Annotated in this window: 13 protein-coding genes; 10 read left to right on the top strand and 3 right to left on the bottom strand. The window is 71.4% G+C overall.

The window, feature by feature from the left end:
* Positions 1-12: 12 nt before the first annotated feature.
* Positions 13-1,635, bottom strand: coding sequence for an MFS transporter (locus tag AC5677_RS15570; RefSeq protein ID WP_497195637.1), 1,623 nt, complete (start codon positions 1,633-1,635; stop codon positions 13-15).
* A gap of 279 nt (positions 1,636-1,914) precedes the next feature.
* On the opposite strand from AC5677_RS15570, the gene mfd reads away from it, so the two are divergent.
* Entirely contained in the window at positions 1,915-5,523 is a 3,609-nt protein-coding gene (mfd, locus tag AC5677_RS15565; RefSeq protein WP_497195636.1) for a transcription-repair coupling factor, read from the top strand.
* Positions 5,524-5,568: 45 nt separating this feature from the next.
* On the opposite strand, the gene AC5677_RS15560 is transcribed toward mfd, so the two are convergent.
* Positions 5,569-7,071 (bottom strand): DUF2079 domain-containing protein, encoded by a 1,503-nt coding sequence (locus tag AC5677_RS15560; protein ID WP_497195635.1) that lies wholly within the window; start codon positions 7,069-7,071, stop codon positions 5,569-5,571.
* A gap of 217 nt (positions 7,072-7,288) precedes the next feature.
* On the opposite strand from AC5677_RS15560, the gene AC5677_RS15555 reads away from it, so the two are divergent.
* A complete protein-coding gene (locus AC5677_RS15555; RefSeq protein WP_497196638.1) occupies positions 7,289-8,029 on the top strand; it encodes an HNH endonuclease family protein in 741 nt (246 codons plus the stop codon).
* A gap of 106 nt (positions 8,030-8,135) precedes the next feature.
* On the opposite strand, the gene AC5677_RS15550 is transcribed toward AC5677_RS15555, so the two are convergent.
* On the bottom strand, positions 8,136-8,897 hold the full coding sequence (locus AC5677_RS15550) for a DUF4190 domain-containing protein (RefSeq protein WP_497195634.1): 762 nt from the start codon (positions 8,895-8,897) through the stop codon (positions 8,136-8,138).
* Positions 8,898-9,232: 335 nt separating this feature from the next.
* Here AC5677_RS15550 and AC5677_RS15545 point away from each other — a divergent pair, with 335 nt between their 5' ends.
* The 8 genes from AC5677_RS15545 (at position 9,233) to AC5677_RS15510 (ending at position 19,182) form a co-directional block, all read left to right on the top strand.
* Positions 9,233-11,323 (top strand): N-6 DNA methylase, encoded by a 2,091-nt coding sequence (locus AC5677_RS15545; RefSeq protein ID WP_497196637.1) that lies wholly within the window; start codon positions 9,233-9,235, stop codon positions 11,321-11,323.
* Between the two features lie 306 nt (positions 11,324-11,629).
* Positions 11,630-12,247: a hypothetical protein gene (locus AC5677_RS15540; protein WP_497195633.1), complete on the top strand. Its 618-nt coding sequence runs from the start codon at positions 11,630-11,632 to the stop codon at positions 12,245-12,247.
* Positions 12,244-14,001, top strand: a complete 1,758-nt coding sequence (locus tag AC5677_RS15535) for a protein kinase domain-containing protein (protein WP_497195632.1) — start codon at positions 12,244-12,246, stop codon at positions 13,999-14,001. Before AC5677_RS15540 ends, AC5677_RS15535 begins: the two co-directional genes overlap by 4 nt.
* Before the next feature lie 478 nt (positions 14,002-14,479).
* Positions 14,480-15,229 carry a YqcI/YcgG family protein gene (locus tag AC5677_RS15530; RefSeq protein ID WP_497195631.1) on the top strand — a complete coding sequence of 250 codons (750 nt, stop codon included), beginning with the start codon at positions 14,480-14,482 and terminating at the stop codon, positions 15,227-15,229.
* 33 nt (positions 15,230-15,262) lie between these two features.
* Positions 15,263-16,081, top strand: a complete 819-nt coding sequence (locus AC5677_RS15525; RefSeq protein WP_497195630.1) for an arginase family protein — start codon at positions 15,263-15,265, stop codon at positions 16,079-16,081.
* A 159-nt stretch (positions 16,082-16,240) separates the two neighbouring features.
* Positions 16,241-17,227 carry a cysteine synthase A gene (cysK, locus tag AC5677_RS15520; RefSeq protein WP_497195629.1) on the top strand — a complete coding sequence of 329 codons (987 nt, stop codon included), beginning with the start codon at positions 16,241-16,243 and terminating at the stop codon, positions 17,225-17,227.
* Between the two features lie 4 nt (positions 17,228-17,231).
* Positions 17,232-18,350, top strand: a complete 1,119-nt coding sequence (gene metX / locus AC5677_RS15515; RefSeq protein WP_497195628.1) for a homoserine O-acetyltransferase MetX — start codon at positions 17,232-17,234, stop codon at positions 18,348-18,350.
* A 31-nt stretch (positions 18,351-18,381) separates the two neighbouring features.
* A complete protein-coding gene (locus AC5677_RS15510) occupies positions 18,382-19,182 on the top strand; it encodes an SDR family oxidoreductase (protein WP_497195627.1) in 801 nt (266 codons plus the stop codon).
* The last annotated feature ends 37 nt before the right edge of the window (positions 19,183-19,219 follow it).

The following is a 19,219-nucleotide window of genomic DNA, read 5'->3' as shown; positions in this document are numbered from 1 at the left end:
ATCGGACAGGCCCTAGTCCGCGGCGGCCCCGGCGTCGCCCGCCTCTCGCGGTGTACGGGCATCCGTGTGCACCGGGAAGCGCCGGGGCGCCAGCAGGAGCAGGGCGAGCAGGGCGAGGGCCGCGGCCGCGGCGGCGCCGAGGTAGACGTGTTCGACGCTGGTGTCGACGGCGCGCCGCAGGTAGTCGGTGGCGCGGGCGGTGAGGGCGCCGGCGTGTTCCAGGGCGTGGGAGACGGCGTCGAGGTCGTCGGGCAGGCCGGGGCGGATATCGGCCGGGGCGTGCGCGAGGCGGTCGTTGAGGGTGGCGTTGGCGATGGCGCCGAAGAGGGCCGCGCCGAGGGACTGGCCGACCTGGCGGCAGAAGAGGACGGAGGCGGTGGTGGTGCCGCGCTCGGCGTAGCCGACGGACGACTGGACGCCGATGATCAGCGGCAGCTGGAAGAGGCCGAGGGCCGCGCCGAGCGCCAGCATGATCAGGGCGGGCTGCCAGGCCGCGCCCGGATAGGGCAGCAGTGGGAAGGACAGCAGGACCAGGGCGGCCGCGCCGATGCCGACGAGGGCGCAGTTGCGGATGCCGATGCGGTTGTAGACGTGGCTGCTGAAGGCCGCCGAGACCGGCCAGCTCAGGGTCATCATGGACAGGACGAAGCCGGCGGCGGTCGGGCTCAGGCCCAAGACCGCCTGCGCGTAGGTGGGCAGGAAGACGGTCGGGGCGACCATCAGCAGGCCCAGCGCGCCGAGGGCGAGGTTGACGGCGGAGATCGTGCGGCGGCGCCAGACCCAGCCGGGGATGACCGGCTCGGCGGCGCGCCGCTCGATCAGTACGGTGGCCGCCGCGCACACCGCCGTCCCCGCGAAGAGCAGCAGCGACGGGGCGGAGAGCCAGGGCCAGGCGACGCCGCCCTGGACGAGCGCGGTCAGCAGCAGCCCGCCGGTGGCGAAGACGGCGAGCGCGCCGGGCCAGTCGATGCGGCGGCGGGCGGGGGCGGGGTCTGCGGGGCCACGGGCGCCCTTGTCCTCGAAGAAGTGCCTGATGATCAGCCACAGCGCGATCGCCCCGACCGGCACGTTGACCAGGAAGATCCACCGCCAGTCGGCGTAGGTGGCGAGCAGCCCGCCGGCCGCGGGCCCGGCGACCGAGGAGGTGGCCCACACCGAGGAGAGCTTCGCCTGGATCTTGGGGCGTTCCTTCATCGGGTAGAGGTCGGCGGCGATGGTCTGGACGGTGCCCTGGAGGGCGCCGCCGCCCAGGCCCTGGAGCACCCGGAAGGCGATCAGGGAGGCCATGTTCCAGGCGCCGGCGCAGGCCAGCGAGCCGACGAGGAAGAGCACGATCCCGGCGATCAGGATGGGCTTGCGGCCGAAGGTGTCGGAGAGCTTGCCGTAGACGGGCAGGGTGACGGTGACGGCCAGCAGATAGCCGGAGAAGAGCCAGGAGAAGACCGCGAAGCCGCCGAGGTCGCCGACGATCTGCGGGATGGCGGTGGCGATGATCGTGGAGTCGAGGGCGGCCAGCGCCATGGCGAGCATCAGGGCGGCGACGACGGGGCCGCGCCGGGAGCCGGGAGCGCGGCCCGAGGCTATGTCCGTGTCGTCGGCGCTGCCACGGTCGCTGTCCCTCGTGGTGCCGCTCACCGGGCCCCCGCCTCTCCTCCGGTCCGTTGCATGTAGCGCACACCATTCCATGCGGGGCCGGTATGCGGAACGGGGCTCTCGCGTGCTGGACGGCCGGGGGCGGGGGAGCCGGGGTACCGGCTCGGGCGGTCGGTTGTCGGCGGGCGGGCGTATCGTGGGCAGCCCGGCCCGTCCGGGCCCCTTGGGCTGCGAGGGGAGTGTCGGGCCGCTCGCGTTGTTCACCGCGCGTTGATCTTCCGCGATCTCCTGCGCTGTCGCCTTCTGGGACGGAAGCCTTTCATGAGCCTGACTGGTCTGCTCGACGCCGTCGTACGGGACCCGGCGCTCGCCGAAGCGGTCAAGGCCGCGGCCGATGGCCACCGGCCGCATGTGGACCTGGTGGGGCCGCCGGCCGCCCGTCCGTTCACGGTGGCGGCGCTGGCCCGGTCCGGCCGCCCGGTCCTCGCGGTGACCGCGACGGGGCGCGAGGCCGAGGACCTGGCCGCGGCGGTGCGCACGCTGATGCCGGCCGACGAGGCCCACTCCGTCGTCGAGTTCCCCTCCTGGGAGACGCTGCCGCACGAGCGGCTCTCGCCGCGCTCGGACACCGTCGGCCGCCGCCTCGCCGTACTGCGCCGGCTGGCCCACCCGCGGCCGGACGACCCGACGGCCGGCCCCGTCTCGGTCGTCGTCGCGCCCATCCGCTCCGTGCTCCAGCCGCAGGTCAAGGGGCTGGGCGACCTGGAGCCGGTGAGCCTGCGCACGGGCTCGACCGCCGACCTGGAAGAGGTCGTCGAGGGGCTGGCGGCGGCCGCGTACGCGCGCGTCGAACTGGTCGAGAAGCGCGGCGAGTTCGCGGTCCGCGGCGGCATCCTGGACGTCTTCCCGCCCACCGAGGAGCACCCCCTGCGGGTCGAGTTCTGGGGCGACGACGTCGAGGAGATCCGCTACTTCAAGGTGGCCGACCAGCGGTCCCTGGAGGTGGCCGAGCACGGCCTGTGGGCGCCGCCGTGCCGTGAGCTGCTGCTGACCGACGAGGTGCGGGAGCGGGCCGCGGTGCTCGCCGAGCGCCACCCGGAGCTGGGCGAACTCCTCGGCAAGATCGCCGAGGGGATCGCCGTCGAGGGCATGGAGTCCCTGGCTCCCGTCCTGGTCGACGACATGGAACTGCTGCTGGACGTGCTGCCGAAGGGCTCCATGGCCGTGGTCTGCGACCCGGAGCGGGTGCGTACCCGGGCCGCGGACCTGGTGGCGACCAGCCAGGAGTTCCTTCAGGCGTCGTGGGCGGCCAGTGCGATGTCCAGCGCGGGCGAAGCCCGCTCCGGCGAGGGTGGTGGTGGGCGACGGGTGGGCGAGGCCCCGATCGACGTCGGTGCGGCGTCCCTGTGGGGCATCGCGGACGTCCGCGACCGGGCCCGCGAGCTGGGCATGCCGTGGTGGTCGGTCAGTCCGTTCGCGGCCGACGAGGAACTGGTGCTGAACGGCGACACCCTCAAGCTCGGGATGCACGCGCCGGAGACCTACCGCGGCGACACCCAGCGGGCGCTGTCCGACACCAAGCAGTGGCTCGCCGACGGCTGGCGCACGGTGTTCGTCACCGAGGCGCACGGCCCCGCGGCCCGTACGGTCGAGGTGCTCGGCGGCGAGGGCATCCCGGCCCGCCTGACCGGGCTGGACGGTGCGCCGGGCGCCGCGCCGGAGATCTCCGCCGCCCTCGTCCACGTCGCGTGCGGCTCCCTCGACAACGGCTTCATCGCCCCGGACCTCAAGCTGGCCGTCCTGACGGAGACCGACCTCTCCGGCCAGAAGGCCGCCGGCAAGGACGCGGCCCGGATGCCGGCCCGCCGCCGCAAGACCATCGACCCGCTGACCCTGCAGGCCGGCGACTTCATCGTCCACGAACAGCACGGCGTCGGCCGCTACATCGAGATGGTGCAGCGCACGGTCCAGGGCGCCACCCGCGAGTACCTCCTCGTCGAGTACGCCCCCGCCAAGCGCGGCCAGCCCGGCGACCGCCTCTACATCCCCACCGACCAGCTGGAGCAGGTCACCAAGTACGTGGGCGGCGAGGCCCCGACCCTGCACCGCCTCGGCGGCGCCGACTGGACGAAGACCAAGGCGCGCGCCAAGAAGGCCGTCAAGGAGATCGCCGCCGACCTGATCAAGCTGTACTCGGCCCGGATGGCGGCGCCCGGCCACACCTTCGGCCCGGACACGCCCTGGCAGCGCGAACTGGAGGACGCCTTCCCGTACGCGGAGACGCCCGACCAGCTCACGACCATCGCCGAGGTCAAGGAGGACATGGAGAAGTCGGTCCCGATGGACCGCCTGATCTGCGGCGATGTCGGCTACGGCAAAACCGAGATCGCCGTCCGCGCCGCCTTCAAGGCCGTCCAGGACGGTAAGCAGGTCGCCGTCCTGGTCCCGACCACCCTCCTCGTCCAGCAGCACTACGGCACCTTCACCGAGCGGTACGGGCAGTTCCCCGTCAACGTCAAGGCGCTGTCCCGCTTCCAGACCGACACCGAGGCCAAGGCGACGCTGGAGGGCCTCAAGGACGGCTCCGTCGACCTCGTCATCGGCACCCACCGGCTCTTCTCCGCCGAGACCAAGTTCAAGGACCTGGGCCTGGTCATCGTCGACGAGGAGCAGCGCTTCGGCGTCGAGCACAAGGAGCAGCTGAAGAAGCTGCGCGCCAACGTCGACGTGCTGACCATGTCCGCGACGCCCATCCCCCGCACGCTCGAAATGGCGGTCACGGGCATCCGCGAGATGTCCACGATCACCACCCCGCCCGAGGAGCGGCACCCGGTCCTGACCTTCGTCGGCCCCTACGAGCAGAAGCAGATCGGCGCCGCCATCCGCCGTGAACTCCTGCGCGAGGGCCAGGTCTTCTACATCCACAACCGCGTCGAGTCCATCGACCGCGCGGCCGCCCGCCTGCGCGAGATCGTCCCCGAGGCCCGTATCCAGACCGCGCACGGCCAGATGGGCGAGTCCCAGCTGGAGCAGGTCGTCGTCGACTTCTGGGAGAAGAAGTTCGACGTCCTGGTCTCCACCACCATCGTCGAATCGGGCATCGACATCTCCAACGCCAACACCCTCATCGTCGAGCGCGGCGACAACTTCGGCCTCTCCCAGCTCCATCAGCTGCGCGGCCGCGTCGGCCGGGGCCGCGACCGCGGCTACGCCTACTTCCTCTACCCGCCGGAGAAGCCGCTCACGGAGACCGCGCACGAGCGGCTGGCGACCATCGCCCAGCACACCGAGATGGGCGCGGGCATGTACGTCGCCATGAAGGACCTGGAGATCCGCGGCGCCGGAAACCTCCTCGGCGGCGAGCAGTCCGGCCATATCGCGGGCGTCGGCTTCGACCTCTACGTACGGATGGTGGGTGAGGCGGTCGCCGACTATCGGGCGTCTCTGGAGGGCGGTGTCGAGGAGGAGCCGCCGCTGGAGGTCAAGATCGAGCTCCCCGTCGACGCGCATGTCCCGCACGACTACGCGCCCGGCGAGCGGCTGCGGCTGGCGGCCTACCGCGCCATCGCCTCCGCCGCCACGGAGGAGGACATCGCCGCGGTCCGCGAGGAGCTGACCGACCGCTACGGCAAGCTGCCCGAGCCCGTCGAGAACCTCCTCCTGGTCGCCGGTCTGCGCATGCTGGCCCGCGCCTGCGGCGTCTCGGACATCACGCTCCAGGGCTCCAACGTCCGCTTCGGACCGGTGGAGTTGCGGGAGTCGCAGGAGCTGCGGCTGAAGCGGCTGTATCCGCGTACGGTCCTCAAGCCGGCCACCAAGCAGGTGCTGGTGCCACGGCCCACCACCGGCAAGATCGGCGGGAAGCCGCTGGTGGGGCGGGAGCTGCTGGCGTGGGTGGGGGAGTTCCTGACGACGGTCCTGGGGTCTTAGGCGGCAAGGCGTGGCCCACGGCGGGGGTCGCCCCCGCCGTGGGCGTCAGCGCGCGGAAGTCCGCTGGAAGACGAGGAGGTTGCCGGCGTCGCCCAGGACGGCGTAGGTGGACCCGGGGTGGCGGGCGGACGCGTCGGCGAGCGCCTGGCTCGGGCTGCGGTCGTCGGGCCGCTGGACGGCGATGTAGTCGGGGGACAGCCCACGGGTGTCGCCGGTCCAGAAGACCCGGGTGCGGCCCGTCAGGCGGGACAGCGGGCGGATGTCGGACTCGACGGTCGCGCCGTCGGGTATCCGCTCCAACAGCCGCTCGGCGGCGGTGACATCCGGCGGTATGCGATAGGTGCCGGCCTCGGTGAGCCGGGACAGCGGAAGCGTGGTGCTCAGCGCGAGCGCGGTGGCCAGTGCGGCGGCCGGCAGGTGATGGGCGTAGGAGCGCAGCCAGGGGCGGGCGGAGACGCGGGCGCGTGGCAGGGCGTCGACGAGTGCGAGCAGGGCCACCGGCATCAGAACGGCGTTGTAGTGCCAGTCGATGCCCCAGTAGTGCGGCTCGTGGGAGAGGAACCGCCAGCCGAGGGTCGGCAGCGCCACCAGGAGGACGGGGGAGCGCAGGGCGAGCAGCCCGGTGGTGGGCAGCAGCACCCACAGCGTGGTGCGGACGGCGGTGTCGAGGGGAATGGTGGGGTCCGCCCCGCCGTCGGCGCCGAGCTTGCTCCAGTAGTCGTACGAGCCGGAGGTGTTGAAGCTGGGAATGATGACGCCGAGGGTGAGGGCGGTGGCGGTGAGTCCGAAGACGACCAGGGCGATGGGCAGCGGCGCCGCCCGCCGCGTCCGGATCAGGATGAGCGCCCCGATCGCGGCGGCGGTGACGCCCAGGTCCTCCTTGACCAGCACCAGCGGCGCGGCCCAGCACACCGCCGCGGTCCAGCGTTCGCGCAGCACGGCCTCCAGCGCGAAGGCGATCAACGGCAGCGCGAAGGCTATTTCGTGGAAGTCGAAGTCGACGGCCTTCTGCACCCCCCAGGACGCGCCGTACGCGATGCCGATGGCCAGCCCCGGGAGGCGTCCCAGGTGACGGGCGGCGGCGCGGGTCACCGGGATCGCGGACAGCGCGAACAACGCCGCCTGCGCCAGGAGCAGGGTGAGCGGCGAGGGGAGGAGCCGGTAGAGCGGGGCGAGCACGATCAGGACGGGGCTGAAGTGGTCGCCGAGGATGTTGGTGCCGGGGCCCTTGAGGTCGACTATCGGCGCCCCGAGGTGGGCGTAGCCGCGGACGGCCTGCTCGAAGATGCCCAGGTCCCAGGACGAGTTGCCCATCGTCCGGAAGCGGCAGAGGGACAGCGTGGCGAACGCGACGAAGAAGAACGCGCCCGTCCAGTACGGGTCGAGGCGGGGCGCGCGCAGCGGGGCGCTCGCCTCGCGCAGCCGGTGCGTGGCGCGTCGCAGGCGGCCGGGGGCGGCGGGCGGTGCGTCGGCGGTCGCGGGGCCGGTGCCGGCGACCTGCGGCGGGGGCCCGCTGCCGCCCGCGGCCGTTGCTGCGGCCGTGTCCATGGGGGTCCTCACTCTCGATTTCCGAAAAGATACTCGAAACGGCGGACCGGACCGTCCCGGGCGCCCGCCCCCGCCCGCACCCCCGGATTGGACCGCCGTGATACCCACCACCCGCCGCGCACTGCCGTCTCCCGCCCGCCCGGCCGTGCCGTCTCCCGCCCGCCCGGCCGCGCCGTCTCCCGCCCGCCGCGCACTGCCGTCTCCCGCCCGCCCAGCCCTGTTTCCCCTTGCCACCACCGCCACCGCCACCGCCACCGCCACCGCACTGGCCGCCCTGCTGACCCTCACCGGCTGCACCCCGGACAAAACACGCGACGGGCGGGATACGGACACCACGGCGGGCCCGGCGGCGGCGGGCAGCGCGCTGCGGGCGGTGGCCGCCCTGGACGTCAAGGGCCGCGCCCCGAAGACCGGTTACGCCCGCGGCCGCTTCGGCTCCGCCTGGGCGGACACCGACGGCAACGGCTGCGACACCCGGGACGACATCCTCCGGCGCGATCTGCGGGCCACGGCCTTCCGCGACGGCGACTGCATCGTCGTCTCGGGCACGCTGGCCAAGGATCCGTACACCGGCGGGACGATTCGCTATACGCGCGGCCGCAGCAAGGTCGACATCGACCATGTGGTCGCGCTGTCCGACGCCTGGCAGAAGGGAGCGGGGCAGTGGCCGGCCCGTAAGCGGATCGCGCTGGCCAACGATCCGCTGAATCTGATCGCGGTCGACGCCTCGGCGAACCGGCGCAAGAGCGACGGGGACGCGGCGACCTGGCTTCCCGCCTACCGGCCGTACCGCTGCACCTATGTCGCCCACCAGGTGGCGGTGAAGAAGAAGTACGGGCTGTGGGTGACCCGGGCGGAGAAGGACGCGATGGTGCGGGTGCTGCGCTCCTGCCCCCAGGAGCGGCTGCCGGGCGGCGGCAATCCCACCCAGGCGCCGGCCCGTTTCTCGGCGAACTAGCGAAGAGGTGAAGTAGCGGGCCCGGCACCGTACATACGGCCGTCGGCCCGGGACCGCGTGGGTGCGGTTCCGGGCCGACGGCTTGTGCGGGGGAGGGGGAAGGGGGTCAGAGGGCCAGCTTCCAGTTCGCCGGGTCGAGCATGATGTCCGGCGTGATCTCGACGTTGAGCTCCTTGGCGGCCGGCGGCGTGTCGAACACGATCTCCGCGGTGTCGGACTCACCGGGGCCGAGGTTGGTCTCCCAGTCGTGGTGGAGGATGCCGACCTTGTCGTCGGCGAACTCCTCGGTCTTCTTGCCGTCGGCCTCCGCCTCGATCAGCATGGCGGGATTCTTGATGGCCTGCTTGCCGGTGTTCTTGATCGTGACGGTGAACTTGTACGCCTTGTCGCCGTCCTTGTGCGTGATGACGGTGCTCGGGTCGATGGTGTACGGGCTCGCCTTCGTGACGGTGACCTGGAGACCGTTGTTGTACTTCGCGGTGGCGCTGGGGGCGAGGTCCTTGATCGAGGAGTCGCTGCCGTAATCCTTGTCGAGCTGCTTCTGGGCCTCGTCGACCGCACCCTTGACCACCAGCACGGAGACGATGACGCCGACGATCGCCAGGATGATCGAGAGGGCGCCCAGGATCGTGCCGGTCACCGCCACGCCCTTGTTCGTGGCCTGACCCTTCTTGGCGCGGCCCATGCCCACGATGCCGAAGATCAGGGCCAGGATGCCGAGCGGCCCGGCGAGCCAGAACAAGAACATCGGGATGCCGCTGAGCGCGCCGATGATGCCGAGGATCAGGGCGGCGACGCCGAGGCCGTTACGGGCCGCCTGGGGCGCCGGAGCCTGCGGTGCCGACGGGTAGTGCATCTGCTGAGACATGCGGGAGTGGCCCCTTCCGGGCGCTGAATCGAGTCCGCTGAAGCGATGGGTCAATAACAACAGAGGCTGTGAATCGAGTCAACACGAATGCATCGGATTCAAGGATTCACGATGTGAAGGGGGTGAGTCACGAGGGGATGGGTATGCTGCTGACACAGTGGTCACGCATCGGGACAGGAGCCAGCCAGGTGCCGGACATCGCACCAACGGAGAACGCGACGGACGACGGCGCCGCAGGTGAGGGCGTGGTGGACGGCGGCGTGGCCGTCGGTATTTCCCCCGCAGACCGCCCCGTCGGTCAGGTCGCGGACCGCCCCACGGACCGTCCCACCGAAGTGACCGCCGCCGGTATCGCGCGGCTCGCCGGGGTCGGCCGGGCCGCCGTCAGCAACTGGCGCCGCCGGCATGCCGACTTCCCCAAACCGGTCGGCGGCACGGAGACCAGCCCCGCCTTCGCCCTCCGCGACATCGAGCAGTGGCTGCGCGACCAGGGCAAGCTCGCCGAGGTGCCACTGCGTGAACGCGTCTGGCAGCGGCTCGTCGGGCATCCGGCCGGCGCCGCGGCCGCGCTCCGGCAGGCCGGCGCCGTGCTGCTCCTCGTCCGCGACCGCCCCGCGGCCTGGAAGCAGCTGCGCGGCGCCTCCGACGACGCCGATCTCACCGGCGTACTGCCCCTGATGCTCGACTCCGTCCTCACCGCCCGGCTCGGCGACGGCCACCCCGTACACGGCCTGACCAGGGAGGCGCTCGCCCCCTCCGCCGCGCTGGTCCGCGCCACCGCCGACCTCGCGGCCCTGGACGGCGCCGCCGAGGCGTATGCGTTCCTGCTCGGCCGCCATCTGGACGCCAACCCGCGCCAGTACACCCTCACGCCGCCCGGCCCGGCCGCCCTGATGGCCGAACTCGCCGCTCCCGACGGCCCGTTGCGCTCCGTACTCGACCCGGCCTGTGGCGCCGGCGGTCTGCTGACCGCCGCCCAGGAACGGGCCGCCGCGCAGCCGGACGCGGCCCCCCTCGCCCTCCACGCCCAGGAGGCCGACCCCGACCTCGCCGCGCTCACCGCGCTCCGCCTCGCCCTCAGCGTCCCCGACGCCGAGGTCCGGGTGCGGGCCGCCGACACCCTGCGCGCCGACGCCTTCCCGGAGCTGGCCGTCGACGCCGTCCTCGTCCACCCGCCGTTCAACGAACGCAACTGGGGCCACGACGAACTGGCCTACGACCCCCGCTGGGAGTACGGCTTCCCGGCCCGCACCGAATCCGAACTCGCCTGGGTCCAGCACGCACTGGCCCGGCTGCGCCCCGGCGGCACCGCCGTGCTCCTCATGCCGCCCGCCGCCGCCTCCCGCCGCTCCGGCCGCCGGATCCGCGCCGATCTGCTGCGCCGCGGCGCCCTGCGCGCCGTCATCGCGCTGCCCGCCGGCGCCGCCCCGCCCAACGGCATCCCCCTGCACCTGTGGGTGCTGCGCAAGCCCGACGGCAGCGCACAGCTCACCCCGCAGCTCCTCGTCGTCGACACCGCGGGCCTGGCCCCCGCCGCCCCCGGCGGCCGCGACAAGCTCGACTGGGCGGCCGTCCGCGCCACCGCCGTCGACGCCTGGCGGTCCTTCGACCGCGAGGGCGGCGTCGAGGAGATGCCCGGCGTACGGCGCTCGCTGGCCGCCATCGACCTCCTCGGCGACGATGTCGACCTCGCCCCGGCCCGCCATCTCCCGCCGCCCGCGGCGGCCGGCGGCCCCGCCGAACTGGCCCAGGTGCGCGACCGGCTGACCGACACCCTCGCCCGCACCACCGCGCTCACCCCCCGCACCGCACCCCAGGACACCGCCGCGGACACCGTCCCGGCCCGCTGGCCGCTGACCACCATCGGCGAACTCGCCCGCTCCGGCGCCCTCACCCTGCGCGCCGGGGGCCCCGGCGCCGCGGCCCCCGGCGCACCGCTCGCGGTCCTCACCGACCACGACGTCATCGCCGCCACCGAACCCACCGGCACCCTCCCCGAAGCCGCCCCCTCCGGCCCCGTGGAGGAACCGGTCCTCGTCCAGGAAGGCGATGTGGTCGTGCCCGTCCTCGGCGGCGGCGCCATCGCCCGGGTCGTCGACGCCGCCACCGCCGGCGCCGCCCTCGGCCGCAACCTCACCCTGCTGCGCCCCGACCCGGCCGCCCTCGACCCGTGGTTCCTCGCCGGCTTCCTGCGGGGCACCGCCAACAACCGCCAGGCCAGCAGCTACGCCTCCACGGCCACCCGCCTCGACGTCCGCCGCCTCCAGCTGCCCCGCCTGCCCCTCGCCGAACAGCGGCGCTACGGCGCGCGCTTCCGCGACCTGGCCGCCTTCGAGGAGGCCCTGCGCCTGGCCTCCCGGCTCGGCGAACAGCTGGTGCAGGGGATGTACGACGGCTTCACCGACGGGTCGGTCGCGCCGGACTGACGGGCAGGGCAGGGTAGTTGGGGAGAAACGGCCGAAGCGGGGTGGTCGGGGAGAAACGGCCGGGGCGGGGCAGTTGGGGAGAAGCGGGGCGGTGCTTCGTTCAAAGGAACACCGCCGCCGCCCCCGCGGTTGCACACGCACGGGAGAACGCCCGCCGCTTTCCGTACAACTCCGGACGCGGCGGCGCCGTCATATATACGCTCGCAGATCCCTGCGCGTCACAGCGAGCACCGCCCATGCGCCCGACCAACCACCCGTGATCCCCCGCGGCCCACCCGTGGTCCCCGTGATCCATCAGGAGCAGCAATGCACGGCCCCGCCCCGGCACTCCCGCCGCACCGTCCCCCGGCGAGGGGAGTGGTGGTCCTGCTGCGGGTGGTCTTCGTGGCCACCACGGTAGGCAGCCTGGGCCTGCTGGCCTGGGTGGCGATGCTGCGGGCCGCGATCGTGCAGCGGCGGCCGCTGGGCTGGTGGCTGTTCGGTGCCGACCTGATCGCGATGATCGGCGCCTGCGTGCTGATCGTCTCCTTTCCCGAGACGGACTGGCGCCCGAACATCGGGGTGGCGCTGCTGCTGCTCCAGATAGCCGGCGCGATCGCGTACTACCTCGTCGTCGACATCCGCGCGGCCGCGAAGCCCGGCTACGGCCCCGCCGCGGCCGCCTTCCCCCCGGCCTCCCCGAGCGCCCATCCCTACGCCCCGCCGCGCCCGCCCGCCCCGGAGACCCTCCCGTACGCCCACGGCGCCCACCCGAACCCGTACCCCTACCCGTACGCGACCCCGACCCCAACCCCCAACCCGTACAGCGCACCCGTGCCGCCGGCCGGCCCGCCCCAGGACCGCCCGCAGCCCCAGCGCATCAGCCGGGTCCGGGCCGAACTCGACGAACTCAGCGACTACCTCCGTCAGGAGGACCAACGTTGAACGGCCGGGTCATCGCCGGACGCTACGAACTCTCCGCGCTGCTCGGCCAGGGCGGTATGGGCCAGGTCTGGATCGGCTACGACCGCCGCCTGGACCGCCGGGTCGGCGTCAAACTGCTGCGCCCGGACAAGGTGGCGGGCACCCCCGGCGGCGAGGAGATGCGCCGCCGCTTCGTGCGCGAGTGCCGGGTCACCGCGCAGGTCGACCACCCCGGACTGGTCACGGTCCACGACGCGGGCAGCGACGGCGAGGACCTCTTCCTGGTGATGCAGTACGTCGAGGGCGCCGACCTCGCCGACCACCTCGCCGAACACGACCCCTACCCATGGCAGTGGGCGGCCAGCGCCGCCGCCCAGCTCTGCGCCGTACTGGCGTCCGTCCACGCGGTGCCGATCGTCCACCGCGACCTCAAGCCCCGCAACGTCATGGTCCGCCCGGACGGCACCCTGCTCGTCCTCGACCTCGGCATCGCCTCGGCCCTCGACACGGACACCACCCGCCTCACCCACACCGGATCCCCCATCGGCAGCCCCGCCTATATGGCACCCGAACAGGCCATGGGCGGCACCGTCGGCCCGCACACCGACCTCTACGCCCTCGGGATCCTGCTGCACGAACTCCTCAGCGGCCAGGTCCCGTTCGCCGGTTCCACGGCGCTCGGCGTACTGCACCGCCATCTCTACGAGGACCCGGTCCCGGTGCGCCGCCTGCGCCCCGACGTCCCGGAGGCCCTCGAAGCGCTGGTTCTCCGCCTGCTGCGCAAGGACCCGGCGGACCGCCCCGCCGACGCCCAGGAGGTCTACCGGGCGCTGGCCCCCCTCCTCCCGGCCTCCGAATCCGGCGCCCCCGCGGCCCACCACCCGCCCACTCCGATCGCCCCGATGGACCCCACCCGCCCCTTCCGCCAGCCACTCGCCCCCTGGCCCATCCGCACCACGTCCCCCGCGCCTGCCTCGTCCACCCCCTCTCCCCCCTCCGGCCCTTCCGCTCCCTCCCTCCCTCCCATCCCTTCCATCCCCTCGGTCCCTTCCGGCCCGGAACCCGCGCTCGCCCGCGCCGCAGCCGACAGCGCCCCGCCGGCCCCCGACCCCCGCTCCTCCCTCGCCGCACCGTCCGCCCCATCCGCCCCATCCGCGCCGCCCGTCCCGTCCCGTCCGGCAGAGCCGTCCCGTTCAACCGGCCCGTCCTCCTCGGGACCTGACGTCGCGGCCGCCGTCGACGAGGTCAAAAGCCTCCTCGACCAGGGCCGGATCACCCGCGCCGTGGACATCCTCGGCGGCATCCTCCCGGCCGCCTCCGCCCGGCACGGCCAGAACTCCCCGGTGGTCCGCACCCTGCGCAAGCAGTACGCCGCCACCCTCATGGACGACGGCCAGTACCGCCGCGCCCTGCCCGAACTCCGCCTCCTGGCCGAGGAGTTCGGCAAGGAATCGGGCCCGGGGGCCACCCGTCAGGCCCTCCAGTTCCACTACGAGGCGGCCCAGTGCCTGGAGCAGCTCGGCGAGGTCACCCAGGCGCTGGAGGAGTACCGGGCCCTCCTCCCGTACTTCGAGCGCTACCCGGACGATCCCGCCCGCCCCCTCGAAATCCGCCGCTCCATAGGCCACCTGCTCCTCGCCCAGGGCGAACGCGGCGCCGCCCAGGACTGCCTGGCGCGCCTCCTCTACGACGCGGAGCGGCTGCACGGCCCGCATCACGCCTTCCCTCAGGAGGTACGTCGGACGTTGCAGTGGCTGGGGCAGATGCGGGGGTGAGGGCCCCGCCGGGTGCGGGGCGGCGCTCGCGTTGCCGCCCGCCCCGGCCTACTCCCAGCCGAGGGAATCCGAATCCGACGTGTACGCCGTCGCTGCCGTCGCCTCGGGCGCCGTCGTGTCTGCGTTCCACCCCATGTTCCGCCGCATGAGACCTCCCCGTTCCGTGTGTCCGCGTCCGACTGTGACCCTCAGTCTTGCCTGCCGACGGGGCGGCGCCAAGCAGTTGGCGCTGGCAGCATCTTGCTTCTGGCCTAAGGCGGCCAGGACCCCCGTGCCTGGCACTCTCCTGCCAATGTCAGCAACCTGAACTCGAAGCTTCTCGACAGGGTTCCGAGGAGTCCGGCAGAGTCATCGCCGAACCGAATTCCGGGCAAAGCGTTTGTGGTCACGACCGCCTCGATCGAGGCGAGCCGTACACATTGTCGCGCCTCGATTCGGTCGAAATGGTGGGTCCTCCATTGATGAATGGATGCCTTAGTTGACTCAGTCCGACAAGAACCCGAAGCTGATCTCCCAGGCGCAGGTCTGTGAGGACGGAAAGGCGTGGCACCGTGCCGCTTTCGCCGATATTGAATCCCGGCTCGTCGACCCAGGCTTTCCGTGTGTCTTCTCGAAGAATGCCGTGCGGAAGCAGCTGCTGAAGTTCATTTTCGTGGAAAACGGCGAGAGCGACGGCATCCGGCACCTGGCGGCCGGCCTCGAGGAGTACGTCGAGCTCTCCAGGGACTGGGACGGGCGGCTGGACACGGCGTACCCGCTGGTCGTGGCGTTCTCGCTGGATGCCGTGGGCGCGCACTCCGTCGAGGACTATCACGCGTTCGGCTGGCAGGTCCTCCAGGGCCTGCACGAGATCGATCCCGCGCCGTGGCCGGAGGACGTGGGCAAGGATCCCGACACCGAGGGCTGGTCCATGTGTTTCAACGGTATGCCGCTCTTCTGCAATATGAGCACGCCGGCTCACCGGAACCGCCGCAGTCGCAATCTTGGTGAGCATTTCGTTCTTGTCATCAACCCGCGCGAACGGTTCGATGTGTTCGCCGGTGACACGCCCAGCGGCCGTAAAGTCCGCTCGAACATCCGCAACCGGATCGGTCACTATGACGGCATATCGCACGCCGTGCAGCTGGGCTCTTATGGCGCCGGTGCGCTCGAATGGTTTCAGTACGGCCTGGTGGAAGACAACGTGGACCGAACGGACAGCTGTCCTTTCGCGTTCCGAAATCTCTAGAACCGGGAAAGAACCGGGAAAGGGCTTGACCCAATGATTGATCTTATTGTTTCCCAGGGGCGGGTGGCCGACCGGGAGGCGCGCATGATCGAGGGCGCGGCGCGCGTCGCACGGGCGCTGGAACGGCGTCACGGCGTCACGGGCAATTTCATCGGAGAGCCCGCGCCGCCCGCCGATGACGACTGGAGCGTCAGCCTTCCCCAGGCCAAGGAGACGCTCGTCGGGCTCGGGCAGGCACTCACCGCGAGCTTCCAGGGCGGCAATCTCCCGGTCATGGTCGCCAACACCTGTTCGGCGAGTCTCGCCACGCTCCCCGTGGTGGCGCGGGAACATCCGGACGCCGTCGTGCTCTACATCGACGCGCACGGCGATTTCCACACACCGGAGACGACCGACAGCGGCTATCTCGGCGGCATGGTGCTGTCGGGCGCGTGCGGCCTCTGGGACAGCGGTCATGGCGCCGGTCTCCGGCCCGAGCAGGCCGTTCTCGTCGGGGCGCGCGACATCGACGCGGCCGAGGGCGAGCTGGTGCAGGCGGCCGGCGTCCGGGTCATCCCGCCGAGGGAGGCGACGGCGGAAAACATCCTGAAGGCCGTCGGCGGATCTCCCGTGTGGATCCACATCGATTGGGATGTGCTGGACCCGGGGTCCGTACCGGCCGATTACACGGTCCCGGACGGAATGCTGCCGGCGCAGATCCGGGCGATATTCGAGGCGATTCCCGCGGAGCAGCTGCTCGGCGTCGAGGTGGCGGAGTTCAACGCGCCGACGGACGAGGAAAGCACCGAGGCGGCGGTCTCCGTCATTCTCGACATGGTGGCCCCCGTGTTCGAGGGCGTACGGGCCGCATAGCGCGATCGAGTGCGCGGCCGGCCCGGGCGACGGACCTCGTCCCCGCCGCCCGGGTCGCCGGCCGCACGGAACCCGGATCTCCGGCTGCATTCGCTCACGGCGCGCACGCCAGTCACGCCACTCACCACGCTCACGGCGCTCACGAAGGACAGATCCGTCATGCCTCTCTACGACAGCATTCTCGACACCATCGGTCGTACGCCCATCGTCAAACTGCACCGGCTGGCGCCCGAGCACGTCTCGGTCTACGTCAAGGTGGAGTCGTTCAACCCCGGTGGCTCGGTCAAGGACCGCCTCGCGCTCTCCGTCATCCTCGACGCCGAGGCGAAGGGCCTGCTCAAGCCCGGTGACACCATCGCGGAATGCACCTCGGGCAATGTCGGCATCGCGTTGGCGATGGTGGCCGCCGCCCGCGGCTACAAATTCGTGGCGGTGATGGGCGACACCTATTCGCTGGAGCGACGCAAGCTGATCCGTGCCTACGGCGGCAAGGTCATCCTCTTCCCCGGAGCCCTGGGCAGCAGCGGCGGCAACCGCATAGCCGACGAACTGGCCGCGAAGCACGGATGGTTCCGGGCCCACCAGTTCGACAATCCGGCCAATCCCGCATACCACCGCGAGACCACGGCGTCGGAAATCCTCGGCGACTTCGCCGGAAAGCGGCTGGATTACTTCGTCACCGGATTCGGCACCAGCGGCACCCTCACCGGCGTCGGCCAGATGCTGAAGCGCGCGCGTCCCGAGGTACGCATCGTCGCCGCCGAACCGGACAACGCCGCCGTACTGGCCGGCCAGGAGTGGAACGTCCATCGCATCCAGGGCTGGTCCCCCAATTTCATACCCGGCGTGCTCGACGAGAGCGTCATCGACGAGCTCGTGACCATCGATGAAGTGGTGGGGCGCGACACCGCCCGCCGGCTCGCCGCCGAAGAAGGCATCTTCACGGGGATTTCTGCGGGCGCCACCCTGGCGACGGCGCTGCGCGTCGCGGAAGACGCACCGGCGGGTTCGGTACTGCTGGCAATGCTGCCGGACACCGGCGAGCGCTATCTCTCCACCTTCCTGCTCGACGGTATGAACGAAGGCTCGGACGACGACTGGCTGGCCTCGCTGGACGCCGGCCCCTCCGACGCCGAACGGGGGTAGGCGGATGAGGGAATTCATCCGCACGGCAACGCGCTTCATCGAGCTGCCGGCCGGCTTCGCGATGAAACGCGGCGGTGTGCTGAACGGCGCACGCATCGCCTACGAAACCTTCGGCCGGCCGAACACGGCGCGCGATAACGTCATCCTGCTCCTCACCGGCCTTTCCCCCGACGCGCATGCCGCCGCGCACGCGGACGATCCCACTCCCGGTTGGTGGGAGGCCATGCTGGGGCCGGGGAAGCCCATCGACACCGATCGCTGGCATGTGATCTGCGTGAATGCGCTGGGCAGTTGCAAAGGCTCGACCGGGCCGGCCTCCATCGATCCGCGAAGCGGCGAACCCTATCGGCTGGAATTTCCGGATCTGTCCATGGAGGACATCGCCGACGCGGCGGCCTTCACCGTACGCGAGTTGGGCTTTGCGCGGCTGGCCTGTGTGATCGGCGCGTCCATGGGCGGAATGAGTGCGCTGGCCCTGCTGGCTCGCCACCCCGACCTGGCGCGGAGTCACATCAATATCTCCGGAGCGGTGCACTCGCTGCCGTTCTCGATCGCCGTCCGTTCGTTGCAGCGCGAGGCGATCCGGTGCGATCCGCAGTGGAACCAGGGCCGGTACGACACGGAGCATTATCCGCGACGCGGCATGCTCACGGCACGCAAGCTGGGCATGATGACCTATCGCTCGGCACAGGAATGGGAAAACCGCTTCGGCCGGACATCCTTGCCGTCGGATCGTCGCACGGAGGAGAATCCCTTCGGCATCGAATTCGCGGTGGAGGGCTATCTGGAAGCCCATGCCCACCGCTTCCTGCGCTGCTTCGACCCCAACAGCTATCTCTACCTCAGCCGCTGCATAGACCGTTTCGACCTCGGCGAATCCTGCCGCAACACCGCCGACGAGGCTCTGTCCCGGCTGTGCCTGGAGAAGGCGCTCGTGCTGGGCGCGCAGACCGACATCCTCTTCCCCCTGCACCAGCAGCGGCAGATCGCCGAGGGGTTGAGTGCCGGCGGCACCGACGTCGAGTTCCTGTCACTGGAATCTCCGGAGGGGCACGACGCCTTCCTGGTCGACATCGACCGATTCGGGCCGCCGGTGGCGAAGTTCTTGTCGGTGGGTTGGTGAAGAGAACCCGGAACCGGCACGGCAACTGAACGTGCAACTGCACTGCAATCCATTATCCTCACTGTTCGAGACGGCGGGTTTTGCTTTGCCTACACATCCCTTCAGAACAGCCCTGGTCACCGGCGCCAATCGCGGTATCGGCTTTGAAATAGCACGCCAGCTCGCCGAAAAAGGCGTGCGTGTCCTGCTCACCGGCCGCAGGCGTGCGGCGGCCGTCGAAGCGGCGCAGACGCTGCGGAGCGCGGGGCTCGACGTCGAAGCCCTGGAACTCGACGTCACAAACACCGGCAGCATTGCCGCTGCCGCCACCGAAGTCGAAAGCAGGTACGGCCACCTCGACATCCTGGTCAACAACGCAGGCATCCGCACCGAGGAATACGGCAAACAGCCGTCGGAGCAGCCGCTGCGGCAATGGCGCGCGACATTCGACACCAACCTGTTCGGCGTCGTGGAGGTGACCACGGCTTTCCTGCCGCTGATCCGTCGGTCCCCGGCCGGCCGCATCGTCAACGTCTCCAGCCTGCTCGGTTCGCTCGGCACGCACAGCGACCCGGACTCGTACGCCTACAGCCCCATGTTCAAATCCCTCCCGGCCTACAGCGCCTCCAAGAGCGCGGTGAATTCCTGGACCGTGCACCTGGCGTACGAATTGCGCGATACGCCGGTCAAGGTGAACGCCGTGCACCCGGGCTACACCAAGACCGATTTGAACGACGGCGCCGGCGAGCTCGACATCGCGGACGGCGCCACCACAAGCGTCGGCATGGCCCTGCTCGGCAGCGACGGCCCCAGCGGCAGCTACGTGCACAGGGGCGAGGTCGTGCCGTGGTAACGCCTCTCACTCCGCCTCGCATTAGGGGATTCGCGCC

It is taken from the genome of Streptomyces sp. JLSY215 (assembly GCF_059682825.1).
The sequence above is the reverse complement of the archived record's forward strand: the minus strand, read 5'-3'. Positions and strand labels throughout refer to the sequence as shown.

What these genes read in the sequence shown, in the direction of transcription:
- AC5677_RS15550 (WP_497195634.1), bottom strand. Translation starts at nt 8,897, where the DNA reads ATGTCTCAGCAGATGCACTACCCGTCGGCACCGCAGGCTCCGGCGCCC.
- metX (WP_497195628.1), top strand. Translation starts at nt 17,232, where the DNA reads ATGAGGGAATTCATCCGCACGGCAACGCGCTTCATCGAGCTGCCGGCC.
- AC5677_RS15540 (WP_497195633.1), top strand. Translation starts at nt 11,630, where the DNA reads ATGCACGGCCCCGCCCCGGCACTCCCGCCGCACCGTCCCCCGGCGAGG.
- cysK (WP_497195629.1), top strand. Translation starts at nt 16,241, where the DNA reads ATGCCTCTCTACGACAGCATTCTCGACACCATCGGTCGTACGCCCATC.
- AC5677_RS15560 (WP_497195635.1), bottom strand. Translation starts at nt 7,071, where the DNA reads ATGGACACGGCCGCAGCAACGGCCGCGGGCGGCAGCGGGCCCCCGCCG.
- mfd (WP_497195636.1), top strand. Translation starts at nt 1,915, where the DNA reads ATGAGCCTGACTGGTCTGCTCGACGCCGTCGTACGGGACCCGGCGCTC.
- AC5677_RS15525 (WP_497195630.1), top strand. Translation starts at nt 15,263, where the DNA reads ATGATTGATCTTATTGTTTCCCAGGGGCGGGTGGCCGACCGGGAGGCG.